The following is a 26,133-nucleotide window of genomic DNA, read 5'->3' as shown; positions in this document are numbered from 1 at the left end:
CGGACTGAGTCATGCCGATCATAACACCTATCCAACCCGACGAGCGTCAATTGATGCAGAAAACCATGCAGACGACACGCGACAAGAACCATTATCGCAGGCTTGCCGCTCTACTAATGCTTGATGATGGCATCTCCGTTTCCGATGTGGCTAAACACCTTCAGGCTGCTCGTTCCACCGTCGGACGCTGGATAAACTGGTTTACCCAAAGTGGCGCCGAAGGACTGGAAAGCCGACCCGCAGGACGACCGCCGAAATGGTCGCCAGAGCCTGTATTGCCGCTGCTATCTCATCTGGTTGATTACTCGCCACAGGATGTCGGATGGCTACGCTCGCGCTGGAGTCTGGAATTGCTGACCATGGAGATAAATGGTTTTTTCAACATTAATGCCTCACGAAGTACCCTGTATCGCTGGGTTAAGATGGCCGGTCTTGTCTGGCGTCGGGCTGCCCCACACTGAAGCTCTCCGACCCAGATTACGATGAAAAAATGACCGCTATTCAGGCCGCGCTGGCTGTCAACAGTTCGGAACATCCCGTGTTTTATCAGGATGAGGTTGATATTGCCCTCAACCCGAAAATCGGCGCTGACTGGAGCCAGAAAGGTAACCAAAAACGGATAGTGACGCCGGGCCAGAATCAGAAACATTATCTGGCTGGCGCACTGCACGCGGACACAGGAAAGGTGACCTATATAGGCGGAATAAAGAAGACATCAAAATTGTTTATAAATCTGTTGGTTAAACTGAAACGCACATACCGGCACGCCAGCATTATCACACTGATAGTAGATAACTACATCATTCATAAAAGTAAGGAAACCCAGCGCTGGCTGGTAGAGAATCCGAAGTTCAACCTGCTGTTTTTGCCGACTTACTCGCCCTGGCTGAACAGAATAGAAGGGCTCTGGCATAAGTTGCATGAAACGGTAACACGAAATCATCACTGTCATTACATGTGGCAGTTATTGCAGAACGTAGCCCAGTTCATGGAGGCTGCTTCGCCTTTCCCTGGAAATGCACCGGGAAAGGCAAGGGTGTAGCAGTATTATGAAAAGCTATTTAGAGACATGGTATCGGCTCATGGAGATGTCCTGTGTTAATGGAGGGAAGAAAAACAGAGGGATTTGAACGCTGGATGAGTACGGCAAACAATGTTAGTGAAATCATATGGTTACAAAATTGTAGGTTAAAATGTGGTTTTTATTCTCTGGTGGGAAATAATCGTTATTAATCAGTATTAACACACCAATGCATCATCGTTTACGACACATCAGTACTATTGTCAGTGCTTTTTACCCATCCCTCAAGCTTATCCGCCCATTCCTGCATCATCACTTTACGCTCATCAAGATAAGTTGCATGGTTGTACGTGCGACGAACATTGTTGGTATCAGCGTGCGCAAGTTGGGCCTCAATAGCATCAGGTCGATAGCCCATCTCGTTTAAACGGGTACTTCCTGTGGTTCGGGTTGCATGTGGGCTATATGTACCACTCCAGCCGAGGCTTTTTAGTAGCTGACGCAGGGAGTGTGATGTCATTGGACCTTTCGGATTATCCCTGCCCGGGAAAAGGTGCTGCCGATGTCCGGTTAATCCTTGTAGCATTCTAAGAGTTTTGACCGCTTGTGAGGGAAGGGGAATAACGTGTTCTCTGCGGGCTTTCATGCGCGTTGCCGGAATGGTCCACAGTCCGTTATCAAGGTCGAATTCTGCCCATTCTGCTTCGGTTACTTCGGCTGGCCGCGCCAGCGTCCACCACATTAGCCACATGCAATAGTTAACCTGGTATGAGCCGCGACTGTTGTCAAAACAGCTTAATAACTTTCCGATTTGCTGAGGATTCAGTGCCTGTTTGTGCTGTGTCTTATTGGCGGGAAGGGCCTTGCGCACCGGCCATACAGGATCGCTATCAGCTCTGAGCGTCGCGACTGCCAACTCAAAAACCGATGAAATGGTGCGGCGGGCTTCAGCGGCAACGGTCGGAGCGCCGCGTTTAGTGGTTTCCTGAAGAATTTTAAGAATGTGATGCGGGGTGATTTCCCTGATAGGAAGTTTGCCGATGGCGGGGAAAACTACACGCTCAAGCATATCAAGGCGGCGTGTTTTGGTGATGTCGGCCCAGTCTTTCATCTGCAACCACTCTTTGGCGATAAGCTCAAAGGTGTTGGAGGCATCGTTGACCTTGCGGATCTTATCTAACTGGCGAGCCTGTGTCGGGCTAACTCCATCTGCGACTTGTTTACGCGCTTGCTCACATTTCTCGCGAGCTTCGGCAAGTTTGACCGTCGGGTACTCACCCAACGCGAACATGCTGGATTTGCCGTTGAGTTTAAACCGATAGCGCCATGCCTTTTTGCCATTGGGTTTCACTTCTAGGTAGAGACCATTGAAATCATTGATCCGATAGATTTTTTCTTTCGGTTTGGCAGTACGGCATTGCGTATCGGTGAGCATAACGGGGCCTTGTTTATTTAATATACCGTTATTGTACTCACTTAAAATGAAGATGGAAGAATGTTGTACTCATCTATGTACTCATTTTTGACTGCGTTGTTACGAGATAAGTTGAGACTTTGTGAAATGAAAAATCCACGCAATTGCGTGGATTTTATAGTGTTTTGCCGTTGTTATGAGATTCAGTGAAACCTCATGAGACAGCAGATTTTATTTAGACGTTGAACAGGAAGTTCATTACGTCGCCATCTTTTACGATGTATTCTTTGCCTTCTGAGCGCATTTTCCCAGCTTCTTTTGCGCCTTGCTCACCTTTGTAGGTGATGAAGTCGTCATAGGCGATAGTCTGCGCGCGGATGAAGCCTTTTTCGAAGTCAGTATGAATTTTTCCTGCGGCCTGTGGGGCGGTAGCACCGACAGGGATGGTCCATGCACGAACTTCTTTCACGCCAGCAGTGAAGTAGGTTTGCAGATTCAGCAGTTCATAGCCCGCACGGATCACGCGATTCAAGCCTGGTTCTTCTATGCCTAACTCAGCCATGAATTCTTCACGGTCGGCATCATCCAGTTCGGCAATATCCGATTCAACGGCGGCGCACACAGCGACGACGACAGAACCTTCAGCGGCTGCGATTTCGCGTACTTTATCGAGATATGGATTGTTTTCGAAACCATCTTCGTTAACGTTGGCGATGTACATCGTTGGTTTTAACGTCAGGAAGCTCAGGTAGCGGATGGCTGCTTTATCTTCATCGCTTAAATCCAGCGAACGCAGCATGCCAGCGTTTTCCAACTGCGGTAAACATTTCTCCAGCGCAGCCAGTTCAGCTTTAGCATCTTTATCGCCACCTTTAGCTCTTTTTTGCACGCGATGCATGGCGCGCTCACAGGTGTCAAGGTCAGACAATGCGAGTTCAGTGTTGATGACTTCGATGTCATCGGCCGGATCAACTTTATTGTTGACGTGGATGATGTTGTCGTTTTCGAAGCAGCGTACAACGTGGCCGATGGCTTCCGTTTCACGAATGTTGGTCAAGAACTGGTTACCCAAGCCTTCACCTTTAGACGCGCCTTTCACCAAACCGGCGATATCAACAAATTCCATGGTGGTTGGAAGGATACGCTGTGGCTTAACGATTTCAGCCAGCTTGTCCAGACGTGGGTCAGGCATCGGCACTACGCCAGTGTTCGGCTCGATGGTACAAAACGGGAAGTTGGCCGCTTCTATGCCAGCTTTGGTCAACGCATTGAACAGAGTGGATTTACCGACGTTAGGCAGCCCAACGATACCGCATTTGAATCCCATGTTTATATCACCTTAAATAACTTATTAATCAGGCAATTACTATCTCTTGCCTGTCAGAATGGAAATATTTCGGCCGATTATACACGGAATGGCGATTTATCTCGATCTGCCATCCGCATTATGACCAGATTATGCCGCTTTGAAGGCATGCAGGCGGTTCATCGCTTTTATCATGTCTTCTTTCATCAGGATTTCTGTGCAGCGCACAGCCTCGTCAATGGCACTGTCGATCAGTGTCTGCTCGCTCATCGGCGGCTTACCCAATACAAAACCGGTCACTTTACTTTTATCACCCGGATGACCGATACCAATGCGTAAACGATGGAAATTAGGGTTATTACCTAATTTACTGATGATATCTTTCAGTCCGTTGTGACCACCGTGCCCACCGCCTAGTTTAAGTTTGGCAATCCCCGGTAATAAATCCAGTTCATCGTGTGCAACCAGGATTTCATCAGGCTGAATGCGGTAGAAGGTGGCCATTGCCGCGACAGCTTTTCCACTCAGGTTCATGAATGTAGTAGGAACCAGCAGACGTACATCTTGCCCTGCCAGATTCAGACGGGCGGTGTAACCGAAAAATTTGCTTTCTTCTTTTAGCGACTGACGATAAGACTCTGCCAGACGATCGACAAACCAAGCGCCCGCATTATGGCGTGTGGCGGCGTATTCAGCGCCGGGATTCTCCAGGCCGACAATTAATTTAATGCTGCTCACGGTATATTCCAGATTACGTGCTTAAGCTTACGCAGGGTAGCGTGATAAACGAAAGCGCTAGTTTACACACCGTGTGGTTGATAGCCAAATATCGGTGTTGGAATGTAAATGCAATGTTATTTATTGGGTTGGATGGGGTGATTATTCGTATTTTTGTCTATTTATTTGTTTAAACGTAAAAAAATATTAATTATTCCTTTTATCTGTGATCTCTCCCGCAATCATATAACCGCGTTATTGTCTATAATTACACCAATATAAAGAAGTAACCTGTAATGGCACTCCGATTCATCCACAGAATTAATCTGGAGGTGGCAGATGAAACGCAAGAACGTGGCAGTATTGGGTAATGTGTTGATGGGGCTGGGTATGGTTCTGATGATTGGTAGTATTGGTTTCTCCATCGCCAGTCAGTTTCCTAAGCTGAATGTCCCTGAATATATGACTTACATTGACCTGGTCGGTATCTTTTCTGGCGCAATATTTTGGTTGGTCGGCGCGCGTATTAGCGGGCGCGAAGAAGTTTCAGACCGTTATTGGTGGGTTAAGCACTTTGATAAGCGCTGCCGCCGTCAGCATCACCCATAGCCGTTAATGAAGTCATGGGCGTTAATGTACATTGAACAATAGAGCCGCTGTAGCCTCGCTATGGCGGTTTTTTGTTTGTGCGCCGGGCATGGCGCGTAGCGCCTTGACGGGCGCTGTCCGTTGACTGTAGTGGTCAAGGGGCGACTTGGCGGTGAAAGTCCTCTACACACCCGGCAAGGGGAAGTGTTAGCCGAACGGCAAGGGTGCCCACCGCGAGGTGGGATCTGAAGGAAGCTGAAGGCAAAATGCTGGCCTGACGAACAGGAAGCAGTTTAGGCGGCACAGCGGGGTAAGGTGGCAAATATCATCAAAGCCCAATACTTGCACAGAACGCTGTGACGTAAAGCTGACAGGCATAAGCAGGAAGGTCGCGCGAATTACCCCGGGAGGGCTGCACGTTTGCTTCAGGGCTACCGAGCGTCGAGAGGCGACGGGATGAACGTGCAGCAGTCAGCCGAAGCCGTAGTAGTGCTGCATAACTGGCAGCATGAAGGGCTGAACATGATTAACCGTGATTAGGACACCGATACTCGATGGGAATTAATGAGGCACAAGCGCAGAGCACTGCGGCCAGCGGCAGAGGAGACGGACAGTATCCGTCAGTGCTGCATGAGGGTGCTGAAATCCCCACGGCGGTCGGTGGGCAAACGAAAGCGGAAATGCCGTTGACGATGGAAACGGTGATAACGAGAGAGAACCTGATGCTGGCCTATCAGCGCGTGGTGGAAAACAACGGCGCGGCAGGGGTAGATAACCTGAAAGTGACGGAGTTGAAGCCGTGGCTGAAACAGAACTGGGCGAGTATCAGGCAGGCATTGATTACGGGCGCCTACCAGCCGCAGGCGATACGCAGAGTGGATATCCCAAAGCCGGACGGCGGCGTGAGAACCCTGGGTATCCCGACGGTAGTGGACAGGCTTATCCAGCAGGCGATAGCACAACAACTCAGTCCGGTCGTGGAGCCGCACTTCTGCGAATCGAGTTACGGGTTCAGAAGTAACCGCAATGCGTGGCAGGCAGTGCAACAGGCACAGCGCTACATACAAAGCGGGAAACGCTGGGTGGTCGATCTGGATCTGGAAAAGTTCTTTGACCGGGTGGATCATGACATTTTGATGTCACGTCTGGCGAGGCATGTCAGGGATAAACGGCTGTTGAAACTGATACGTCGCTACCTTGAAGCGGAAATGACGAACGGGTGCGAGACAGAGAAGCGAGGTAAGGGAATGCCGCAGGGCGGACCGTTGTCGCCGCTACTGTCGAACATTCTGCTGGATGAACTGGATAAAGAACTGGAGCGTCGAGGTCACAGCTTCTGTCGCTATGCGGATGACTGCAACATTTACGTGAGCAGTCGCAAAGCAGGCGAGCATATCTTTAGGGCAATCAGGGTGTACCTGAGAGACATACTGAAGCTAAAGGTCAATGAGCAGAAGAGTGCGGTGGCGCGACCGTGGGAGCGTAAGTTCCTGGGATACAGCGTGACACGGCACAAACAGACCCGACTGAAGATCGCAGGGAGCAGTGTCGAGAGGCTGAAGGAGAAGATCCGTAGCCTGACGACAGGGCACGCGACGAAATCAGTGAAAGGCGTAATCAATGAACTCACACCGATACTGCGAGGCTGGATGAGCTACTTCAGATACACGGAAGTAAAAGGAGTTCTGGAGAAGATTGACGGCTGGGTCAGGCGTAAACTGCGCAGTCTACTGTGGCGGCAATGGAAACGAACGTATACGCGAGCCCGAATGCTAATGCGAGCGGGCTTGTGTGAAAAGCGAGCGTGGAGGTCGGCGAGTAACCAGCGAGGAGCGTGGTGGAACGCGGGGTCGAGTCACATGAATGATGCGATAAAGACGGCGCAGTTCAGACGACTCGGCTTGATATCACTAGTGGAGCAGCAACGGCAGTTCCAGAGTTAACATGAACCGCCGTATGCGGAACCGCACGTACGGTGGTGTGAGAGGACGGCGGGAGTAATCTCGCCTCCTACTCGATTTTATAAGAAAGCCACCCTGTTACAGGTGGCTTCATCATCATCTTCTGCGATCGGTTACCCGATCAGCAGTGATTAATGTTCAAACATCGCAGAAATGGATTCTTCGTTGCTGATACGACGAATCGCTTCGGCCAACATACCAGACAGCGTCAATGTACGAACATTCGGCAGTGCGCGGATGTTTTCCGCTAGCGGAATGGTATCGCAGACAATCACTTCATCAATGACAGAGTTTTTGATGTTCTCGTAAGCATTGCCTGAGAAAATTGGGTGTGTGGCATACGCGAATACACGTTTAGCCCCACGTTCTTTCAGTGCTTCCGCCGCTTTGCACAGCGTGCCACCCGTGTCGATCATATCGTCAACCAGCACACAGTCACGACCTGCGACATCCCCGATGATGTGCATCACCTGAGAAACGTTGGCACGTGGACGGCGTTTGTCGATAATCGCCATGTCGGTATCGTTCAGCAGCTTAGCGATTGCACGGGCACGTACAACGCCACCGATGTCAGGAGAAACCACGATTGGGTTTTCCAGATTCTGTTGCAGCATATCTTCTAGCAGGATCGGGCTACCGAATACGTTGTCTACTGGCACATCGAAGAACCCTTGAATCTGCTCAGCATGCAGATCAACGGTCAGAACGCGGTCAACACCGACGCTGGATAGGAAGTCAGCAACAACTTTCGCGGTGATTGGCACACGTGCGGAACGCACACGACGATCCTGGCGGGCATAGCCGAAGTAGGGGATAACGGCGGTAATACGTCCCGCGGAAGCGCGACGCAGAGCATCGACCATCACAACCAGTTCCATCAGATTGTCATTGGTGGGTGCACAGGTGGACTGGATGATGAAAATATCACCACCGCGTACATTTTCATTGATTTGCACGCTGACTTCGCCATCGCTAAAACGACCGACAGCGGCGTCGCCAAGGCTAGTGTACAAACGGTTGGCAATACGTTGTGCTAGTTCCGGGATGGCGTTACCAGCAAAAAGCTTCATATCAGGCACGAGAAGAACCTCAGGCTTGCGTCCAGAGAAATATTGCACCTGCCAAGCAAGGAAAAACAACAGGTACAATATGCATACGGGTGTATGAATTAAGTTTGCTACAGACTGGCCGCGTGGCAGCCGGTGTGTGGCAAAACCTAACGTTGCCCAGAAAGCGTACGTTGTAGCGGAGAGATATTAACACCTCTTGCGACGAAACCGTTTAACCATTCCGGGGCCTGGTCAAGCACCTGACGGGCTGCGAACTCGGTGTCAAACTCTGCAAACACACAAGCCCCCGTTCCAGTCAGGCGCGCCGGGGCATATTCTAGCAGCCATGAAAGTAGCTGTTCAACCTCACGAAAACGTTTTCTTGCGATAGCTTCACAATCATTGACGAAGGTCTGGTTTAATAAAGTGTCTAAATCACGAATTGGCGAATTTCGCGTCAGCTCAGGGTCGCCGAAAATTAACGGTGTGGCGATACTTACGCCAGGGTGGGCGACCAGATACCATTTTTCTGGCGGATTCGCGGGTGTTAACTGTTCACCAATACCCTCGGCAAAGGCGGCATGCCCACGAACAAAGACGGGAACATCTGCACCTAATTGCAGACCCAGTTCGGCCAACGTATCAACGTTCAGCCCGCTTTGCCACAGGTGGTTGAGAGCGACCAAAACAGTGGCAGCATTGGATGAACCTCCACCCAGCCCGCCGCCCATTGGCAGGCATTTATTGATACTGATGTCTGCGCCGAACGGGATAGGGTGAATATGATGGCGTTCGCAGTGTTGCTGTAATAAGCGTGCTGCACGCACGATGAGGTTTTGCTCGTTATCTACACCATCAACGGGTGTAAGCAGGTTAATCCGATCGTCATCACGCGGCCGAATCGTCAGCGTGTCACCGTAATCCAGAAACTGAAATAGCGTTTGCAATAGGTGATACCCATCCTTGCGCTGACCCGTAATATAAAGAAACAGGTTCAATTTGGCGGGGGCAGGCCATGTATCAATAACCGTCGGTTGCATCGCTTATTTAACCATCCAGTTATTCATTTTCAGCTTAATACGCTGTTCCCCCTGGACGAGTTCCAGGCTGGTCGGGAGCGGGGGGGTTAACTCGGTGTTGTAGCTCTGATAGCTGACGTTCCAGTTTTGATTACCCTGCCGATAGGTGATGGTTTTCAGCAGATAACGTTCATCCAGTGTGAATTCGGCCGCATCACCGGGGATGCCGAGAATCCATTGGCGCAGATTATTCAGTGGGATTGCCATACCAGTCAGTTGCTGGATCATGTATTCGGCATCTTTACCCACGTAGCGCTTGCCTTGATTGTCAGTGATTTGCACATTGTCGGGTTGGGCTCGTAGTTCTAATTCAGTGCTACCGAGTGGATTGGTCAGCAGCAGTCGATAACGCTGTGGCGGTGTGTCCTGCCAGAAAAAATTAGCCGATACTCTTTTGCTATCGGAGATATAGGCAAAAGCGCCGCGAGTCTGATATTGGCTGAGTTGCTGTACTTTTTGCTGATGCTGTTGCCACTCTGGCGACGTTGGACTTGTACCCGTTTGAGTGGGTTGATTAACGCTACAGGCGGCGAGCAATACGCTGGCTAAAGGCAGTAAACGCAGGCATCGGACAGTTTGGATTGGCATGTCGGTCGTATCCTGTAAATGAACGCAGTTCGTGAAATACGTCACGCTAACGGGCTTACCTCTCAGCGTCAATGATTGTTATTGATTAATGGCGTTTATTGTTCTTTGTCAAAAAGTGACTACCTCGGACGAGGTGTATCACGTGCTGTCGCTTTTCTTGCACCCCTGCATCAAGTAGAATGCGACTCAAACGAAATCCATACTAAGACCGGTATTACTCAGAAACAGCCTAATGACCCTGCTTGCGCTTGGTATTAATCACAAAACCGCCCCCGTTTCTCTGCGTGAACGCGTTGTGTTCTCATCAGATAAACTCGGCGTGGCTCTCGACAGTCTGTTACAGCAACCGCTGGTGCAGGGCGGCGTTGTGTTGTCTACCTGCAATCGCACGGAACTCTATCTTAGCGTTGACGAACAGGAAAACCAGCGTGAGCAATTGATTCGCTGGCTGTGTGAGTATCATCAATTGCGTCCGGAAGAGGTTAACGACAGCCTGTACTGGCATCAGGGTAACGCGGCAGTGAGCCATCTCATGCGCGTTGCCAGCGGTCTGGATTCTCTGGTGTTAGGCGAGCCGCAGATTTTAGGGCAGGTGAAGAAGGCGTTTGCCGAATCACAGCGCGGGCATTCTCTGTCCAGCGAACTGGAGCGGCTATTCCAGAAATCCTTTACCGTCGCCAAGCGCGTTCGAACGGAAACGGATATTGGCGCCAGTGCGGTGTCGGTCGCATTTGCTGCGTGTACGCTCGCGCGGCAGATTTTTGAGTCACTGGCGGATGTCACGGTGCTGTTGGTGGGGGCGGGAGAAACCATTGAGCTGGTTGCTCGTTATCTTCGTGAGCACAACGTACAAAAGATGGTGATTGCGAACCGCACCCGGGAACGCGCACAAGCGCTGGCAACGGAAGTGGGGGCTGAGGTCATCACGCTGGCAGAATTGGATGAACAACTCGTTCATGCCGATATCGTGATCAGCTCAACGGCAAGTACGTTGCCGATTATCGGAAAAGGAATGATGGAACGGACGCTGAAAGCGAGACGGAATCAGCCAATGCTGATGGTGGATATTGCGGTTCCACGTGATATTGAGCCGGAAGTCGGCAAACTGCCGAACGTTTATCTCTACAGCGTGGACGATCTGCACGCGATCATTCAGAATAATCTCGCGCAGCGCAAGGCGGCGGCGGTACAGGCTGAATCCATCGTGCAGCAAGAAAGTGCCGATTTCATGGCGTGGCTGCGTGCGCAGTCAGCGGTGGAAACGATCCGCGATTATCGCGCTCAAGCCGACGAGCTGCGTGCGGAAATGACTGCTAAGGCGTTGGCTGCCATCCAACAAGGCAATGACGTTGAAGCGGTGATTCAAGAATTGACACACCGTTTAACCAACCGTCTGATTCACGCGCCGACCAAATCCCTTCAGCAAGCCGCTCGTGACGGCGACCAAAACCGATTACAAATTTTACGTGACAGCCTTGGGCTGGACTAGCATTCATCTCTATTACAGGATTTAACCGCCCGCATGAAGCCTTCTATTGTAGCTAAACTGGAAGCGTTACAAGAACGCCATGAAGAAGTCCAGGCGTTACTCGGTGAGCCCAGCGTCATCGCTGATATGGATCGCTTTCGCGCGTTGTCGCGAGAATATGCGCAGCTTACGGACATTACCCGCTGTTTCCAGCAATGGCAGCAGGCGCAAGAGGATCAGCAGACCGCAGAAATGATGTTGGACGATCCCGAAATGCGCGATATGGCGCAGGAAGAACTGAAAGAGGGTAAAGCGACGATTGAAGCTCTGGAGCAGCAGCTTCAAGTCCTATTGTTGCCGAAAGATCCTGACGATGAACGTGGCTGTTTTCTTGAAGTGCGCGCGGGAACCGGTGGTGATGAAGCCGCGATCTTTGCAGGCGACCTGTTCCGTATGTACAGCCGTTATGCCGAGTCACGCCGCTGGCGCGTTGAGGTGGTGAGCGCCAGCGAGGGTGAACATGGCGGCTATAAAGAAGTCATTGCCAAAATCGCTGGTGACGGTGTGTACGGCCAGCTTAAGTTTGAATCTGGCGGCCATCGCGTGCAGCGCGTTCCTGCTACTGAATCTCAGGGGCGTATTCATACGTCAGCTTGTACCGTCGCCGTCATGGCGGAAGTGCCGGAAGCGGAGATGCCAGATATCAACCCTGCTGATTTACGCATCGATACTTTCCGCTCCTCTGGCGCAGGCGGTCAGCACGTTAACACCACCGATTCCGCCATCCGTATTATCCACTTGCCAACCGGTATTGTCGTGGAGTGTCAGGACGAGCGTTCACAGCACAAAAACAAAGCTAAAGCGCTGTCGGTGTTGGGTGCGCGTATCCGTGCAGCTGAAGTGCAAAAACGGCAGTTGGAAGAAGCGTCAACGCGCCGTAACCTGCTCGGCAGCGGCGACCGTTCCGACCGTATCCGTACTTACAACTTCCCGCAGGGAAGGGTGACCGATCACCGTATTAACCTGACGCTTTACCGTTTGGATGAAGTGATGGAAGGGAAACTGGATACGTTGATTCAACCGGTCGTGCAGGAATATCAAGCCGATCAGCTTGCTGCGTTGTCCGAGCAGGAATAATGACGTATCAGGATTGGTTAGTCTCTGCGACGGCGCAACTCGCAGCGGGAGAAAGCCCGAAGCGAGATGCGGAAATTCTGCTGGGTTTTGTAACTGGCAAGTCTCGTACATTCGTGTTGGCGTTTGGTGAAACTACGCTAAGCGCCGCTGAACAGCAGCAGTTAACTGAACTGCTGGCGCGCCGTGAACAGGGTGAACCGATCGCCTATTTGATCGGCGTGCGAGAATTTTGGTCGTTGCCGCTGGCCGTCTCGCCTGCCACGCTGATTCCTCGCCCTGATACCGAATGCCTAGTCGAACAAGCGTTGTTACGCCTGCCTCAAACGCCGTGTGATGTGCTGGATTTAGGCACCGGAACCGGTGCGATCGCGCTGGCGCTGGCGAGTGAACGGCGTGATTGCCGGGTGACTGGCGTTGATGTTCAACCCGATGCCGTTGCGTTAGCGACAAAAAACGCGCAGCAATTGGGGCTCGACAATGCCCATTTCTTATCTGGAAGCTGGTATTCACCGCTCGATCACATGCGTTTTGCACTTATCGTCAGTAATCCACCGTATATCGATGCCGATGATGTGCATCTCTCACTGGGAGATGTTCGCTTTGAACCTGCCAGCGCACTGATTGCTGCTGACAACGGGTTGGCAGATTTACACACCATTATTGAATCCGCGCCACACTATTTAGACGTTGGTGGCTGGCTGCTGTTGGAACATGGCTGGCAGCAGGGTGACGCGGTGCGCCAGCTATTGCAGGCGCGAGGATTTACACAAATAGAAACTTGTCAGGATTATGGTGGCAATGATCGCGTGTCGTTAGGGCGCTGGTTGGATACCATCAATTATTAGGAGCAATGGACGTGATAACTCTTTACCCAGCCACGATATATCTGCATCTGGCAACGGTTGGCATCAGCATTTCTCTGTTTGTCGTCCGTTTTTTCTGGCTGTGTCGGCAATCGTCCCTGCTGCAACAGCGCTGGGTTAAAATTCTGCCGCATATTAACGATACCTTGTTATTGATCAGCGGTATTGGTTTAATCATTCAGAGCCACACCTATCCGTTTACGCCTGAGCAAAGCTGGCTGACGGAAAAACTGTTTGGCGTTATCATTTATATCCTTCTTGGCGCTATCGCCTTGGGGAAACGCCCCCGTAGCCAGAGTGTTCGCTGGCTGGCGTTTGTATCTGCTTTAATATGCTTTGGTGTGGTCGTGCTGCTGGCACTGACTCAGTCACCGTTGCTGATGGAATAATTATGAGTGCTATTGCTGATTTTGAATTCAACCAGTCACTGCTAAGTGATGGTGTCGTGTTGGTTTCACAGGCGATTCGCCGCGACTTTCCCGCTCAGGATGTGCGGCAAAATCTGCAACAGCTGGTTGAGAACGCCCGGGCGGTTATTCCTGACGACCTTGAGCAAGATCTTCAGCTTGAAAAACTGATTGAGCTGTTTTATCACACGTGGGGATTTGGCGGCGCTGGCGGCGTTTATCGCCTGTCTGATGCGCTATGGCTGGATCAGGTGCTGGAATCTCGTCAGGGTATGCCCGTGTCACTTGGCATCATCTTCCTGCATATCGCAAACGAACTCGGCCTGCCGTTGATGCCAGTGATTTTCCCGACTCAGCTGATTTTACGTGCCGACTGGCTCGACGAAGAGATGTGGCTGATCAACCCGCTCAATGGCGATACGCTGAGTGAGCATGTGCTGGAAGTGTGGCTGAAAGGTAACATCGGCCCGTCAACCCGTTTGCTGGATGAAGATCTGGATGAAGCGGAAAATGTCATGATCGTGCGTAAAATGCTCGATACGTTGAAAGTTGCGCTGATGGAAGAAAAACAGATGGAATTGGCGTTGCGAGCCAGCGAAGCGGTGTTGCAATTTGACCCAGATGATCCGTATGAGATTCGCGATCGCGGTCTGATTTATGCGCAGTTGGATTGCGACCACATTGCGCTGTCCGACCTTAACTATTTCGTTGAACAGTGCCCGGAAGATCCGGTGAGTGAAATGATAAAAGTACAGATTCACTCGATAGAGCAGAAACAGATTGTCTTGCATTAAAAAAACAGTCTTACATTAAGAAACCGTTTTGCAGTAATGCAGCGTTAATTTATTTCCCGACATGAAGGTAAAAGTATGACGAATAAAGTGGTCAAGATAGGGGATATCCCCGTTGCCAACGATCTGCCTTTTGTGCTGTTTGGCGGCATGAATGTTCTTGAATCACGCGATCTGGCGATGCGCATTTGTGAACATTACGTCACGGTCACGCAGAAGTTGGGTATTCCTTACGTGTTCAAGGCGTCATTCGATAAGGCTAACCGCTCCTCAATTCACTCTTACCGTGGTCCTGGTCTGGAAGAAGGAATGAAGATCTTCCAGGAACTGAAGCAGACCTTTGGTGTAAAAATTATTACTGACGTGCATGAATCGCATCAGGCGCAGCCTGTTGCTGATGTGGTTGATGTGATCCAGTTACCTGCGTTTTTAGCACGCCAAACCGATCTGGTAGAAGCGATGGCAAAAACCGGCGCAGTGATCAATGTGAAAAAACCGCAGTTCGTCAGCCCGGGTCAAATGGGTAATATCGTCGATAAATTCATCGAAGGCGGTAACGATCAGGTAATTCTGTGCGATCGTGGTAGCAACTTCGGTTACGACAATCTGGTTGTCGATATGCTGGGCTTCAATGTCATGAAACAGGCTTCTCATGGTGCGCCGGTCATTTTTGACGTTACGCATGCGTTACAGTGCCGTGACCCGTTTGGTGCAGCATCCGGTGGTCGCCGTGGGCAGGTGACTGAACTGGCGCGTGCTGGGATGGCAGTAGGTTTGGCGGGGCTGTTTATTGAAGCTCACCCCGATCCTGCTAATGCGAAGTGTGATGGTCCATCCGCGCTGCCGCTGGATAAACTAGAACCGTTCCTACAACAGATCAAAGCGATTGACGATCTGGTGAAAAATTTCCCAGAACTGGATACCAGCAAGTAATCTGTCGTATTGATTACTGATAGCAAAAACCCGCGATATCGCGGGTTTTTTATAAGGTTTAGTGGCTACACGGCGTCCGTTATTTATAGAGATCGGCGCTAATCGTAAGATTGTTACCTTTACCTTCCCACTGCCTGGTGATGTGGTAGTACTTAGCGCCTTTTTCGCCTGCGCGTTTAGCAACGGCTTCGGAAATTTGGGTCATGTTGGTATAGTTACCGCGGAACTGAATAGAGTCGAAAGGCACCATCTGTGCCGCCGTAGCATTGTTAAGTTCCTGAATTTGCGTGCCATCAGACAACGTTACCGTGTAACGCCCACCTTTCGATGACTGCGTTTCAAAGAAGTTACCCACACTGCGGCTGGGGCTATCGGAGTAAGCTACCCCTGGAATTTCTACCTTAGCGGCTTCTGCACCACCGGCAGCCAGCGCTGCACGACCCGCGTCAGAATCGGCAGGGATCGCATCAGGTTTCTGAAGCTGGCGTTTTGGTGCATCGGCTTTATAAATAAATGCCGTAGCTCTTTGGTTAGCGCTATTCGAGTTCACATCAATCTGACGTACGATGTAAAACGAATCGGCATTTTTCTCTTTTGCCGCTTTGGCTATCGCCTCGATCAGATCGGGTTGAGTGCTGAATAAACCGCTCACCGTTACCGTATCATAAGGCTCCAGCACATAAGCCGCATCTTTTGGCAGTTCTTTCACGCCGTAGATGGTGCGATATTGCACATCTTGTTTCGCTTTGGCTGCATCTTTACGATACAGATCGACAGTAACATTCCAGGAATCGTTTGAATTAGCATCCGTCATGGATTGCACATAAAACGACGCCGCGCCCGCCTTGTCCGCGCGTTTTGATGCTGCGGCTACCGCTTCACCGATTGCGTTAAAACGTCCTTTAAACGTAATCCGCTCAAAGGGTTGCAGGGATTCTGCCTGCTCAGGTGTTAGTTCCTGTGCCGCCTGCGCTGAAAATGCAGAGAGTGATAACAATAATGTGGATGCAATAACAGTAGTCTTCAGCTTCATAAAAAATCCTTTCGCCTTCCTGCATTCGAATTATTTAAGGTATAGCAATCAACCTGTAACGGAATGAGGCTGATTATCGCACGGAATAAATTCTTGTGCTTTAGCATTTTCAATGGGGCGGAAAAGCCGTGACGCTTCGGTTAAGAACAAGAAAAGTGCTAATAATAACGGTTAATGATTGTTTTACCATCATAAGGGATATTTATGTGATTTATCACATTAACAACCTTGTAACACATCGTTTTTGTGAAACAGCACAGAAAAATACTTCTATAATAATGCTACAAAAGGCAGAGAAGAGCATGATTTTCGACCAAGAAAGGCTGGCAGAACCTGTGATAACTCGGCTTTTCTGTGAAATTCATTTTATTTATGGATCATCGATCACATTTTCAGTACGTTATAAATGAATTCGCCTACAGTGAGACGCCCCAAAAAAGCGTGTGGCAGAAGATGAGTAGACCCTCTTCCTGCCGCGTGAATGCGGGGATACAGGGTGCAGCAGGTCTCAGCGAATTCGTATAACAGAGTAGGGTGAGAATAATAACCTTCGTTAAAAATAAGCGAAAAGGGTATCAGCATGCGTATTGGTGTACCAAGAGAGCGGTTGGCCAATGAAGCCCGTGTAGCAGCTACGCCGAAAACGGTTGAACAGCTGCTGAAACTGGGTTTTACGGTCTCGATAGAACGTGAGGCAGGAAAACTGGCAAGTTTTGACGATGCGGCATACGAAGAAGCCGGTGCGTCGATTGTTGACAGTTCAGAAGTCTGGCAATCCGATATTGTCCTGAAGGTGAATGCACCCCAGGATGATGAAATCGAACTGACCCGTGCGGGCAGTTCAGTTGTCAGTTTCATTTGGCCGGCGCAAAACCCGGCACTGCTGGAAAAACTGGCTGCCCGTCAAGTGACGGTGATGGCAATGGATTCTGTGCCGCGTATTTCGCGCGCGCAGTCACTGGATGCACTCAGTTCGATGGCCAACATTGCGGGCTATCGCGCCATTGTTGAAGCTGCCCACGAATTTGGCCGTTTCTTTACTGGACAGATTACCGCTGCGGGTAAAGTTCCGCCTGCCAAGGTCATGATTATCGGTGCAGGTGTGGCCGGTTTGGCCGCGATCGGCGCAGCAGGTAGCCTGGGTGCTATCGTTCGTGCTTTTGACACCCGGCCTGAAGTAAAAGAACAGGTTAAGAGCATGGGTGCCGAGTTCCTCGAACTCGACTTTGAAGAAGAAGCGGGCAGCGGTGATGGCTATGCTAAAGTCATGTCTGAAGCCTTTATCAAAGCCGAAATGGAACTGTTTGCTGCACAGGCGAAAGAAGTCGACATTATCGTCACTACCGCACTGATCCCCGGGAAACCGGCGCCACGCTTGATCACCAAAGAGATGGTGCTGAGCATGAAGCCCGGCAGTGTGATCGTCGATTTAGCCGCGCAAACGGGCGGAAACTGCGAATTAACCGTTGCTGACCGCGTTACCGTGACAGAAAACGGCGTCAAAATTATCGGTTATACCGATTTACCCAGCCGTCTGCCGACACAATCCTCACAGCTTTACGGCACCAATCTGGTTAACCTGCTGAAATTACTCTGCAAAGAGAAAAACGGTGAAATCGATGTCGATTTTGACGACACCGTAATTCGCGGTGTGACCGTTATTAAAGAAGGTGAAATTACCTGGCCAGCGCCGCCAATTCAGGTTTCAGCGCAGCCACAGCAGGCAAAACCGGCCGCTGCACCTGTGAAGGCTGAAGCCAAATCGACCTCGCCGTGGAAGAAATACGCGTTCCTCGTGATCGCCATCCTGCTGTTTGGTTGGTTGGCCGATGTGGCGCCAAAAGAATTCTTGTCTCACTTTACCGTTTTTGCGCTGTCCTGCGTGGTGGGCTATTACGTGGTCTGGAATGTCAGCCACGCATTGCACACGCCATTGATGTCAGTCACTAACGCGATATCAGGCATTATCGTTGTCGGAGCATTGTTGCAAATCGGTCACGGCGGGTGGGTGTCATTCTTCTCATTCATTGCCGTATTGATTGCCAGCATCAATATTTTCGGTGGTTTCACCGTGACTCAGCGCATGCTGAAAATGTTCCGTAAAAACTAAGGGGTAACACATGTCTGGTGGATTAGTAACTGCTGCATACATTGTTGCCGCAATTCTCTTTATTTTCAGTTTGGCTGGATTGTCCAAGCACGAAACGTCGCAGCAAGGGAACATCTTTGGGATCAGCGGGATGGCGCTTGCGCTGATCGCGACGATTCTGGGGCCTGACTCTGGTAACGTGGGTTGGATCATCGTGGCAATGGCGATCGGTGGGTCAATCGGTATTTATCTGGCGCGTAAGGTTGAAATGACCGAAATGCCAGAACTGGTCGCGATTCTTCACAGCTTTGTGGGGTTGGCCGCGGTGCTGGTTGGCTTTAATAGCTTCCTCGATCACGGTGAAATTACCGATCCGGTGATGGTGAATATCCATTTGACGGAAGTCTTTTTGGGTATCTTCATCGGTGCCGTGACCTTCACGGGCTCGGTTATCGCGTTCGGTAAACTGCGTGGCAATATTTCTTCCAAGCCATTGATGCTGCCTCATCGCCATAAAATGAATCTGGCGGCGCTGGTTGTATCCTTCCTGCTGCTGTTGGTTTTCGTCAATACCGGCAGCGTGGCGTTGCAGGTACTGGCGCTGATTCTGATGACGGCGATTGCACTGGTGTTTGGCTGGCACTTGGTTGCATCGATTGGTGGTGCGGACATGCCGGTTGTCGTTTCCATGCTGAACTCCTACTCCGGTTGGGCGGCCGCAGCGGCAGGTTTCATGCTGAGCAATGACTTGCTGATCGTGACTGGTGCGTTGGTGGGTTCTTCTGGTGCGATTCTGTCTTACATCATGTGTAAAGCGATGAACCGTTCCTTTATCAGCGTGATTGCCGGTGGTTTTGGTACGGACGGTGTTTCCTCCAGCGAAAGCGAAGAGGTAGGCGAGTATCGTGAGGCTTCAGCGGAAGATGTTGCTGATTTGCTCAAAAATTCAACCTCGGTCATCATCACACCGGGATACGGTATGGCTGTCGCACAGGCGCAATACCCCGTGCATGACATCACTGCAAAACTGCGCGCACGTGGCATCAATGTCCGCTTTGGTATTCACCCGGTTGCAGGGCGTTTACCTGGACATATGAACGTGCTGTTGGCTGAAGCGAAAGTGCCTTACGACATTGTGTTGGAAATGGATGAAATTAATGATGATTTCACCGATACCGACACCGTGCTGGTCATTGGTGCGAACGATACGGTTAACCCAGCGGCACAAGAAGATCCACATAGCCCAATTGCGGGTATGCCAGTGCTGGAAGTGTGGAAAGCGCAAAATGTTATCGTGTTCAAGCGTTCCATGAATACCGGCTACGCTGGCGTACAGAACCCACTGTTCTTTAAAGAGAACACGCAGATGCTGTTTGGCGATGCCAAGGACAGCGTTGAGGCAATTCTGAAAGCGCTGTAAGCGTGGTAAGGCGTAGAAAACGGAAGGGGCGAATATCGCCCCTTTTTTATATCGCTGCTTATCGCTATGATATTGCTAAAAATAATGCCAGCACAAAGGCTGGCGTTATCTGATGTTGAAAGTGATGCCATGAGCGATCAGCTGTTTTCGCTATCTTCCTGCGTAATCGGCGAAACGAAATCATCGGGCTTGATCGCCAGCAGGTCGCATTTCAGGTGATCAATCACATGTTCGACGGTGTTGCCGATAAAAGCAGCGGAAAGGCCGGTTCTGCCCAACGACCCCAAGACCACGACACCCGCCTGCAAATGCTCCGCCAGATCGGGAATCACTTCTTCTGGCAGCCCTTTTTCTACGTGCGTCACGCGTTCATCCAGGCTGAACTTCTGCCGTAGCGATTTCATGGCAATCAAATGCTGCCCTCGAATCGCATCGTTGTAGACGCTGGGATCGAAATCAGGCAATTCAATGGCGATATTGATGGGGGTAACCGGGTAAGCACCAACCAAGTGAACCTCGGTTTGGTCAACCTGCTGCGCCAGTTCCAGCGTTTCTGATACCAGTTTGATATTGAGCGGATCGTGATACGGGTCTTCACTGGCCAGATTGACGGCAACCAACGCACGGCCTTCGACTGGCCAAGGCTGATCTTTTACCATCCACACGGGGCAAGGACATTTTCGCAGCAACTGCCAGTCTGTTGGCGTAAAGATAACGGCTTCCAGCCGATCGTGCTGATGGGCCATTTTCAACAACAGGTCATGTTGCCCGGAAATCACTTCCCGAATGATGGCTTCAAAGGGCTTATTGTGCCAGACCACTTTGATCTCAATCGAAACGCCAGCCTCAAGATAGTGTTTACACTGCTCCTCAATCCACTCGGTCCGTTGCTGAATAACACCTTGACGCATCTCCACCCTTTCATCGGGGGAAAGTAGGGTTGTCATTTCATAAGAGAAATCATAAATCGGCAGAAATGCCTTAATATGGCCGCCAAGTCGCTGAACCAGATAAACCGCCCGACGCAGCGCTGGTTGGTCATCCTGATTTGGGTCAATAGCTACCAGTAAATTCTGATACTTTGCCATAGCTCCTCCAAACAGCTGTTACTCCACAGCCCGTAAATTAAGAGTACCGCAATGGAATCGTTTTGAACAACAGAGATGAGCCGCAGAATAACAAAATAGGAAATATCACGGATGAGGCAGGGAAGGAGGAAAAACACTGACGCTGCCACAGAAAAAAAGTGGCAGCGTCAACGAGTTAGGCGGGAAAGATTATTTACGTGAAGATCCCGCTAATTCGGAAAGCGCATCGATATTCTCGATCGTAATGTATTTCCCTTTTACTGCCAGCGTACCGCTCTTCTGGAAACGCCCCAGCAGACGGCTGATGGTTTCAACGGTCAGCCCCAGATAGTTACCAATGTCACCGCGCGTCATGGTCAGGCGGAATTCACGCGGCGAGAAACCACGTTGGGCAAAACGGCGGGAGAGGTTGTAAACAAACGCCGCCAGACGTTCTTCAGCATTCTTCTTCGACAACAGCAGAATCATGTCCTGATCGCCACGGATTTCGCCGCTCATCAAGCGCATCATCTGTTGGCGGAGGTTTGGCATTTTCCCGGAAAGATCGTCCAGCGTTTCGAACGGGATTTCACAGACCATTGAGGTTTCCAGCGCCTGAGCGAAACTCGGGTGTTGAGCCGTGCCAATCGCGTCAAAACCAACTAAATCGCCTGCCAGATGAAAGCCGGTAATTTGCTCATCGCCTTGCTCTGTGATGGTGTAGCTCTTTATCGTACCGGAACGAATCGCGTACAGCGATCTGAGTTCATCACCTGCTTTGAATAGCGCTTGCCCCTTCTGGATAGGCTTCTTCCTTTCAATGATGTTGTCGAGTTGATCGAGCTCGTGTTCATTCAAGGTGAAAGGGATGCATAGCTGACTGATACTGCAATCCTGACAGTGGATTGCACAACCGCCAGACTGGATGCGTCGGATAATTCGCTTTTCCGGGATCATAGGCTTTGCTCAGGCAATAATTGATATTGGTCAATTTTAACAGCTTTTATCGGCCGTGATAAGAGCGGCAATCACAGGAATAGACTGATAAATAGTGAACTAACTATAAATTTCCGATTTTGCTGAAAATATTCTGATATATAAACTTTGCGTGGCAATAATATTTTCGCCGATCGCGTTACCGAACGGTTAACGTATGGGTTAATCGTTCGGTAACGATGATAAGCAATTCGGCGTGAATTTCTTACCTGTCGGACGCGTTATAATTATAATGGTAAACTATTTTGGCGAGCCAAATAACCTTCGTGCTTTAGCAACCACTGCTTACGGTGTACGCCCCCTGCGTAGCCGGTCATCGCCCCGCCAGCACCGATAACACGATGACACGGAACCACGATGCTGACAGGGTTTGAGCCGTTTGCCATACCAACCGCACGTGCTGCACCAGTGCGCCCTAGTAGCGCGGCAAGCTCGCCATACGTGGTAATTTCTCCGCAGGGGATTTTTCGTAATTCCCGCCAAACCTGCTGTTGAAATTCGGTTCCTACGGAAGCGACGGGCAGCGTATCAATAATCGTTAATTCGCCATCAAAATAGCGTTGCAGGCTGTCTGTCAAACCACCGGGATTATGACGTGGCTGTAACGAAAAGGGATCATTTCGATAACTGCGATTGAGTGAGCGAAATAAATCGTCTTCATATTCGCGCCACTCAACGGCTCGCAAATGATTATTTTCATCAGCAATAATCAATAACTCCCCAAGTGGCGTTGCCATGATGTCCTGGAAAAAAATCTGCATAGTGATTCCTTACGCGCTTGTCGCTTTCTTGCACCTCTCATTAGTTGCACGTCGATTATCCTGCATCACCAGATGGATTGAAAATAAAATGAGAGAGGTGTCACGCCGTGAGGTGAAAAGAGAGAAGGCCATCACGATCGTAACCTGTGTCGCCTCGGTGCATTCTGAGTCAGACAAAAATAGAAGAACGGAACACTGTTTGAGAGGGAATCCCGTTGGTGCATGAACCGTTAAGAGAAACATCATACATTCAGTGTGAGGTCTGTGGGATAAATCGCATCTAACATTACCAATAAAATCAAACGGTAATATAGTAAATGCTCAATTTGTATTTATGAGAGATGGAGCATGTCAATCTTTATGCTACTGCCAGATAACGCTATCGCATGGCAATAACATGAAGGTGAACGATGTGGGTATGTTCTATTTTTTATGGCGAAGGCGTTTTATGTACGAATAGCTATGTGATCTACGTTATTTGGAGGATATGCGCAGAATGAAAAAGAAATATGCTGTAGTGGGAACCGGTGGCCGAGCGGGGCTTTACCTGGAATCGATCGCCAGAGATTATCAGGATCAAGGGCACTTTGTTGCATTTTGCGATACCAACCAGACGCGGATGGATTACGCCAACCAGATTGTCCATAAATTTGGGCACGATAATGTGGCAACGTATCATGCCGACCAATTTGAGCAGATGATCGCAGAAACCACACCAGATATTGTTATTGTGGCATCGATAGATCGGACGCACCATCACTATATTATTCGGGCAATGGAATTAGGGTGCGATGTTATCAGCGAAAAACCGATGACGATCGACGAAGAAAAATGTCAGGCGATTATCGATGCGATTAACCGCACCGGCCGTAAATTACGCGTGACCTTTAATTACCGCTATGCCCCTCATCACAGCAAAGTCCGTGAATTAATTGCCGCAGGCGTCATTGGTGACGTCTATTCCGTCCATTTTGAGTGGTTGTTGAATACCGAACATGGGGCAGATTACTTCCGTCGTTGGCACCGTGACAAACGCAATAGCGGCGGGCTGTTGGTGCACAAATCCACCCACCATTTCGACCTGGTGAATTTCTGGCTGAACAGCGAGCCAGAAACGGTCTACGCGCAAGGTGATTTGCGTTTTTATGGTAAGGCGAATGCCGAAGCGCGTGGTGTTACTGCATTCTATGCACGTTCACATAATAGCGTTGCAGCAGAGAATGACCCGTTTGCACTGCATATGAATCAAAGCGAACAATTGACCGCTTTATATTTAGATGCCGAACATGAAGATGGTTATTACCGCGATAAAAGCGTGTTCGATGACGGTATTAATATTGAAGATGTGCTGGGTGTCATGGTGCGTTATAAGAACAAAGCCATTATGACGTACTCATTAAACGCCTATTTACCCTGGGAAGGGTTGAATGTGGTGTTTAATGGCAGCAAGGGCCGGTTAGAAATGAAACTGGTAGAAAAATCTTATGTAAACGGAGGCGGAAAAAAAGAGGATGAAGGTGCGCTGGATGAATGTGAAATAAAGGTCTATCCGATGTTTGACATGCCTTATGTCGTGCCAGTTGAATTTAAATCGGGTGGGCACGGCGGTGGCGATCAGGTCATGTTAAACGATCTGTTTGGTATACCGGAACCTGATCCATTACATCGTGCAGCAGATTATCGTGATGGGGCGATGTCTATTTTAACCGGTATTGCCGCCAATCGATCGCTACGCACCGAACTGCCAGTGAAAATAAGCGAACTGGCCGTTAACCTGAAAAGAGGGAATTAATCAAAGTACCTGCTATTTTGGCAGTAAGCGCGTCCGCATCCGTAGTACCCGTCTGCCTGTAACGAGGGGAAGGGTGGAAACCTCCAAATACTATTATAAGGGTTTTATTATGGCGAAAACACGGAACACATTACCTCACCTGCTCTTACTCTGTGCTGCTCTTCCCGTTGGGGCTGCTTTCTCTCACTCTGCTGACGCCACGGAGATTCGCATCTCTTGGTGGGGGGGAAATCAACGGCACGAAGCCACACTAGCGGCGATTAACGCGTTTCAAAAAGCCAACCCGACGATTACCGTCAAAGCAGAGTATGCTGGCTGGGATGGTTATCTTTCCCGACTATCAACGCAGATGGCTGGGGGGCAAGAACCAGATGTTATGCGTATTGACTGGAACTGGTTGCCACAGTTTTCCCGCAACGGCGACGGCTTTTATGATTTGAATAAGCAGAAGGATATTTTAGGGCTGGGAGATTTTCCGCCTAACTATCTGAAAACGTCAGACGTGAAAGGGAAGCTGCAAGGTCTCCCGATTTCGATGACGTCCCGCAGCATGATTTACAACAAAACCATTTGGGATAATGCGGGTGTCGCTTACCCGAAAACCTGGGATGAACTGTTTGCCGCAGGCCCGGTGTTTAAACAAAAACTGGGTGACAACTATTATCCACTCGGCGTTGCCCAGGGGGCAAGCGATGTGCTGGATATTCTCACACTTGGCCGTAGCTACATGGCACAGAAATACGGTATTGATCTCATTGATGAGAAGAAGCAAAGCATCGCCTATAGCCGCGATCAGGTCAGGGAACTCTTCAGCTTTTATAAGAAGCTGGTTGATTCCCATGTGATACCCGATCAGCGCTATTTTTCCTCGTTCGGGCGTACTAACGTTTATGAAATTCGTCCGTGGATTAACGGCGAATTAGCCGGTATGTATCTGTGGGATTCAGCCATCTATACCTATTCCAGCAATATGCCGAAAGAGACTGTCTTAGAAACCGGGCCATTTATCACGATGCCGGATGCTAAAGATTCCGGGCTCACAAGCAAGCCGTCTTCACTGTTTGCAATCAGTAAGAACAGTAAACATCCGAAGGAAGCGGCGATGTTGATGAGTTTTATGCTGAGCAACCCAGAGGGCGTGAAGGCGGTTGGGTTGCAAAACGGGATACCTGCTAACCTGAAAGCACAAAAACTGCTGGAAGATATTGGTGTGATCAACGCCAGTAACCTGTTAGCAAATGCTTATCGTGCCGCCGAGGAGCAACCTGCATCTAAGGTGCCCGTTTCACCGTTTATGGAAAATCAGGAGTTGGTACAGCTGTGGACCACAAGTCTGCAAAAACTGGACTACGGCAATGGTGAGGTGAATAAAGTCGCCGATGATTTCCTGAGTAGCGCTAATCGCATTTTAAAACGCGCAATCCGATAACCACCGCGGTTAGTGTGCGATGCCGTGTTGCAAAGGCTATGGCATCGCACGCGTCGTTTACCCACTTTATCGTCATAACCACTCCTGTTAAGGTCATCCACTCCCACGCAGTGGAAATGGCTAACAGATAGGGGAACATCAACGCTTATTAATTGAAAGTCATCGACTTAGGTATAGATTGAATCCACCATTCGTCAAATAAGATTTTAGGGATAACAAGGGAG

At 50.0% G+C, this 26,133-nt stretch carries 22 protein-coding genes and 1 pseudogene; 13 read left to right on the top strand and 10 right to left on the bottom strand.

Annotation, left to right across the window (positions count from 1 at the left end; all coding sequences use genetic code 11):
- The first annotated feature begins 11 nt into the window (after positions 1 to 11).
- Positions 12 to 1,042: pseudogene (locus AACH44_RS10635) on the top strand (IS630 family transposase).
- A 220-nt stretch (positions 1,043 to 1,262) separates the two neighbouring features.
- Here AACH44_RS10635 and AACH44_RS10630 read toward each other — a convergent pair.
- The 3 genes from AACH44_RS10630 to pth all read right to left on the bottom strand — a co-directional run bounded on the left by AACH44_RS10630 (position 1,263) and on the right by pth (position 4,479).
- Positions 1,263 to 2,456 carry a tyrosine-type recombinase/integrase gene (locus AACH44_RS10630; RefSeq protein ID WP_261850204.1) on the bottom strand — a complete coding sequence of 398 codons (1,194 nt, stop codon included), beginning with the start codon at positions 2,454 to 2,456 and terminating at the stop codon, positions 1,263 to 1,265.
- 214 nt (positions 2,457 to 2,670) lie between these two features.
- Positions 2,671 to 3,762: a redox-regulated ATPase YchF gene (gene ychF, locus AACH44_RS10625; protein WP_261850205.1), complete on the bottom strand. Its 1,092-nt coding sequence runs from the start codon at positions 3,760 to 3,762 to the stop codon at positions 2,671 to 2,673.
- Between the two features lie 129 nt (positions 3,763 to 3,891).
- Positions 3,892 to 4,479, bottom strand: coding sequence for an aminoacyl-tRNA hydrolase (gene pth / locus AACH44_RS10620; protein ID WP_261850206.1), 588 nt, complete (start codon positions 4,477 to 4,479; stop codon positions 3,892 to 3,894).
- A gap of 318 nt (positions 4,480 to 4,797) precedes the next feature.
- On the opposite strand from pth, the gene ychH reads away from it, so the two are divergent.
- Both ychH and ltrA read left to right on the top strand, forming a co-directional pair.
- A complete protein-coding gene (ychH, locus tag AACH44_RS10615; RefSeq protein WP_261850207.1) occupies positions 4,798 to 5,067 on the top strand; it encodes a stress-induced protein YchH in 270 nt (89 codons plus the stop codon).
- Between the two features lie 533 nt (positions 5,068 to 5,600).
- Entirely contained in the window at positions 5,601 to 6,989 is a 1,389-nt protein-coding gene (ltrA, locus tag AACH44_RS10610) for a group II intron reverse transcriptase/maturase (protein WP_338659228.1), read from the top strand.
- A 149-nt stretch (positions 6,990 to 7,138) separates the two neighbouring features.
- Here the strand turns inward: ltrA and prs are convergent, their stop codons facing one another.
- The 3 genes from prs to lolB all read right to left on the bottom strand — a co-directional run bounded on the left by prs (position 7,139) and on the right by lolB (position 9,723).
- The gene (prs, locus tag AACH44_RS10605; protein WP_005968468.1) at positions 7,139 to 8,086 is read right to left on the bottom strand and encodes a ribose-phosphate diphosphokinase; all 948 of its coding nucleotides are present in this window, start codon (positions 8,084 to 8,086) and stop codon (positions 7,139 to 7,141) included.
- A 137-nt stretch (positions 8,087 to 8,223) separates the two neighbouring features.
- Positions 8,224 to 9,096 carry a 4-(cytidine 5'-diphospho)-2-C-methyl-D-erythritol kinase gene (gene ispE, locus AACH44_RS10600; RefSeq protein ID WP_261849773.1) on the bottom strand — a complete coding sequence of 291 codons (873 nt, stop codon included), beginning with the start codon at positions 9,094 to 9,096 and terminating at the stop codon, positions 8,224 to 8,226.
- A 3-nt stretch (positions 9,097 to 9,099) separates the two neighbouring features.
- Complete coding sequence (gene lolB, locus AACH44_RS10595; protein WP_261849772.1) at positions 9,100 to 9,723, bottom strand: lipoprotein insertase outer membrane protein LolB; 624 nt, start codon at positions 9,721 to 9,723, stop codon at positions 9,100 to 9,102.
- Between the two features lie 232 nt (positions 9,724 to 9,955).
- Between lolB and hemA the strand changes: the two genes are divergently transcribed.
- From hemA to kdsA, 6 genes are all read left to right on the top strand, one after another.
- Positions 9,956 to 11,212 carry a glutamyl-tRNA reductase gene (gene hemA / locus AACH44_RS10590; RefSeq protein ID WP_261849771.1) on the top strand — a complete coding sequence of 419 codons (1,257 nt, stop codon included), beginning with the start codon at positions 9,956 to 9,958 and terminating at the stop codon, positions 11,210 to 11,212.
- Between the two features lie 33 nt (positions 11,213 to 11,245).
- The gene (prfA, locus tag AACH44_RS10585) at positions 11,246 to 12,328 is read left to right on the top strand and encodes a peptide chain release factor 1 (RefSeq protein ID WP_261849770.1); all 1,083 of its coding nucleotides are present in this window, start codon (positions 11,246 to 11,248) and stop codon (positions 12,326 to 12,328) included.
- Positions 12,328 to 13,173, top strand: coding sequence for a peptide chain release factor N(5)-glutamine methyltransferase (gene prmC, locus AACH44_RS10580; protein WP_261849769.1), 846 nt, complete (start codon positions 12,328 to 12,330; stop codon positions 13,171 to 13,173). The genes prfA and prmC overlap by 1 nt, the downstream gene beginning before the upstream one ends.
- 5 nt (positions 13,174 to 13,178) lie before the next feature.
- On the top strand, positions 13,179 to 13,580 hold the full coding sequence (locus tag AACH44_RS10575) for a SirB2 family protein (RefSeq protein ID WP_338659227.1): 402 nt from the start codon (positions 13,179 to 13,181) through the stop codon (positions 13,578 to 13,580).
- A gap of 2 nt (positions 13,581 to 13,582) precedes the next feature.
- A complete protein-coding gene (gene sirB1 / locus AACH44_RS10570; RefSeq protein ID WP_261849767.1) occupies positions 13,583 to 14,392 on the top strand; it encodes an invasion regulator SirB1 in 810 nt (269 codons plus the stop codon).
- 75 nt (positions 14,393 to 14,467) lie between these two features.
- On the top strand, positions 14,468 to 15,322 hold the full coding sequence (kdsA, locus tag AACH44_RS10565) for a 3-deoxy-8-phosphooctulonate synthase (protein WP_261849766.1): 855 nt from the start codon (positions 14,468 to 14,470) through the stop codon (positions 15,320 to 15,322).
- Between the two features lie 79 nt (positions 15,323 to 15,401).
- Here the strand turns inward: kdsA and ydgH are convergent, their stop codons facing one another.
- Positions 15,402 to 16,355 carry a DUF1471 family protein YdgH gene (gene ydgH, locus AACH44_RS10560; RefSeq protein ID WP_261849765.1) on the bottom strand — a complete coding sequence of 318 codons (954 nt, stop codon included), beginning with the start codon at positions 16,353 to 16,355 and terminating at the stop codon, positions 15,402 to 15,404.
- Positions 16,356 to 16,935: 580 nt separating this feature from the next.
- On the opposite strand from ydgH, the gene pntA reads away from it, so the two are divergent.
- Both pntA and pntB read left to right on the top strand, forming a co-directional pair.
- Positions 16,936 to 18,465 carry a Re/Si-specific NAD(P)(+) transhydrogenase subunit alpha gene (pntA, locus tag AACH44_RS10555; RefSeq protein WP_261849764.1) on the top strand — a complete coding sequence of 510 codons (1,530 nt, stop codon included), beginning with the start codon at positions 16,936 to 16,938 and terminating at the stop codon, positions 18,463 to 18,465.
- Positions 18,466 to 18,475: 10 nt separating this feature from the next.
- Positions 18,476 to 19,864: a Re/Si-specific NAD(P)(+) transhydrogenase subunit beta gene (gene pntB, locus AACH44_RS10550; protein WP_103860658.1), complete on the top strand. Its 1,389-nt coding sequence runs from the start codon at positions 18,476 to 18,478 to the stop codon at positions 19,862 to 19,864.
- A 137-nt stretch (positions 19,865 to 20,001) separates the two neighbouring features.
- Here the strand turns inward: pntB and uspE are convergent, their stop codons facing one another.
- From uspE to ogt, 3 genes are all read right to left on the bottom strand, one after another.
- Entirely contained in the window at positions 20,002 to 20,952 is a 951-nt protein-coding gene (gene uspE, locus AACH44_RS10545) for a universal stress protein UspE (RefSeq protein ID WP_261849763.1), read from the bottom strand.
- Positions 20,953 to 21,141: 189 nt separating this feature from the next.
- A complete protein-coding gene (gene fnr, locus AACH44_RS10540) occupies positions 21,142 to 21,888 on the bottom strand; it encodes a fumarate/nitrate reduction transcriptional regulator Fnr (RefSeq protein ID WP_005968491.1) in 747 nt (248 codons plus the stop codon).
- Between the two features lie 266 nt (positions 21,889 to 22,154).
- Complete coding sequence (ogt, locus tag AACH44_RS10535; RefSeq protein ID WP_261849762.1) at positions 22,155 to 22,688, bottom strand: methylated-DNA--[protein]-cysteine S-methyltransferase; 534 nt, start codon at positions 22,686 to 22,688, stop codon at positions 22,155 to 22,157.
- A 496-nt stretch (positions 22,689 to 23,184) separates the two neighbouring features.
- On the opposite strand from ogt, the gene AACH44_RS10530 reads away from it, so the two are divergent.
- Both AACH44_RS10530 and AACH44_RS10525 read left to right on the top strand, forming a co-directional pair.
- Positions 23,185 to 24,480, top strand: a complete 1,296-nt coding sequence (locus AACH44_RS10530) for a Gfo/Idh/MocA family oxidoreductase (protein ID WP_261849761.1) — start codon at positions 23,185 to 23,187, stop codon at positions 24,478 to 24,480.
- 109 nt (positions 24,481 to 24,589) lie between these two features.
- Entirely contained in the window at positions 24,590 to 25,909 is a 1,320-nt protein-coding gene (locus AACH44_RS10525) for an ABC transporter substrate-binding protein (RefSeq protein ID WP_261849760.1), read from the top strand.
- The last annotated feature ends 224 nt before the right edge of the window (positions 25,910 to 26,133 follow it).

The organism is Pectobacterium araliae (assembly GCF_037076465.1).
In the GTDB taxonomy this organism is placed as follows: Bacteria; Pseudomonadota; Gammaproteobacteria; order Enterobacterales; family Enterobacteriaceae; genus Pectobacterium; species Pectobacterium araliae.
Note: the sequence above shows the minus strand (reverse complement) of the source record. Positions and strands in the feature narration are given on the sequence as shown.

What these genes read in the sequence shown, in the direction of transcription:
- AACH44_RS10630 (WP_261850204.1), bottom strand. Translation starts at nt 2,456, where the DNA reads ATGCTCACCGATACGCAATGCCGTACTGCCAAACCGAAAGAAAAAATC.
- ychF (WP_261850205.1), bottom strand. Translation starts at nt 3,762, where the DNA reads ATGGGATTCAAATGCGGTATCGTTGGGCTGCCTAACGTCGGTAAATCC.
- ychH (WP_261850207.1), top strand. Translation starts at nt 4,798, where the DNA reads ATGAAACGCAAGAACGTGGCAGTATTGGGTAATGTGTTGATGGGGCTG.
- ltrA (WP_338659228.1), top strand. Translation starts at nt 5,601, where the DNA reads ATGGGAATTAATGAGGCACAAGCGCAGAGCACTGCGGCCAGCGGCAGA.
- ispE (WP_261849773.1), bottom strand. Translation starts at nt 9,096, where the DNA reads ATGCAACCGACGGTTATTGATACATGGCCTGCCCCCGCCAAATTGAAC.
- lolB (WP_261849772.1), bottom strand. Translation starts at nt 9,723, where the DNA reads ATGCCAATCCAAACTGTCCGATGCCTGCGTTTACTGCCTTTAGCCAGC.
- hemA (WP_261849771.1), top strand. Translation starts at nt 9,956, where the DNA reads ATGACCCTGCTTGCGCTTGGTATTAATCACAAAACCGCCCCCGTTTCT.
- prfA (WP_261849770.1), top strand. Translation starts at nt 11,246, where the DNA reads ATGAAGCCTTCTATTGTAGCTAAACTGGAAGCGTTACAAGAACGCCAT.
- prmC (WP_261849769.1), top strand. Translation starts at nt 12,328, where the DNA reads ATGACGTATCAGGATTGGTTAGTCTCTGCGACGGCGCAACTCGCAGCG.
- AACH44_RS10575 (WP_338659227.1), top strand. Translation starts at nt 13,179, where the DNA reads ATGGACGTGATAACTCTTTACCCAGCCACGATATATCTGCATCTGGCA.
- sirB1 (WP_261849767.1), top strand. Translation starts at nt 13,583, where the DNA reads ATGAGTGCTATTGCTGATTTTGAATTCAACCAGTCACTGCTAAGTGAT.
- kdsA (WP_261849766.1), top strand. Translation starts at nt 14,468, where the DNA reads ATGACGAATAAAGTGGTCAAGATAGGGGATATCCCCGTTGCCAACGAT.
- ydgH (WP_261849765.1), bottom strand. Translation starts at nt 16,355, where the DNA reads ATGAAGCTGAAGACTACTGTTATTGCATCCACATTATTGTTATCACTC.
- pntA (WP_261849764.1), top strand. Translation starts at nt 16,936, where the DNA reads ATGCGTATTGGTGTACCAAGAGAGCGGTTGGCCAATGAAGCCCGTGTA.
- pntB (WP_103860658.1), top strand. Translation starts at nt 18,476, where the DNA reads ATGTCTGGTGGATTAGTAACTGCTGCATACATTGTTGCCGCAATTCTC.
- uspE (WP_261849763.1), bottom strand. Translation starts at nt 20,952, where the DNA reads ATGGCAAAGTATCAGAATTTACTGGTAGCTATTGACCCAAATCAGGAT.
- fnr (WP_005968491.1), bottom strand. Translation starts at nt 21,888, where the DNA reads ATGATCCCGGAAAAGCGAATTATCCGACGCATCCAGTCTGGCGGTTGT.
- ogt (WP_261849762.1), bottom strand. Translation starts at nt 22,688, where the DNA reads ATGCAGATTTTTTTCCAGGACATCATGGCAACGCCACTTGGGGAGTTA.
- AACH44_RS10530 (WP_261849761.1), top strand. Translation starts at nt 23,185, where the DNA reads ATGAAAAAGAAATATGCTGTAGTGGGAACCGGTGGCCGAGCGGGGCTT.
- AACH44_RS10525 (WP_261849760.1), top strand. Translation starts at nt 24,590, where the DNA reads ATGGCGAAAACACGGAACACATTACCTCACCTGCTCTTACTCTGTGCT.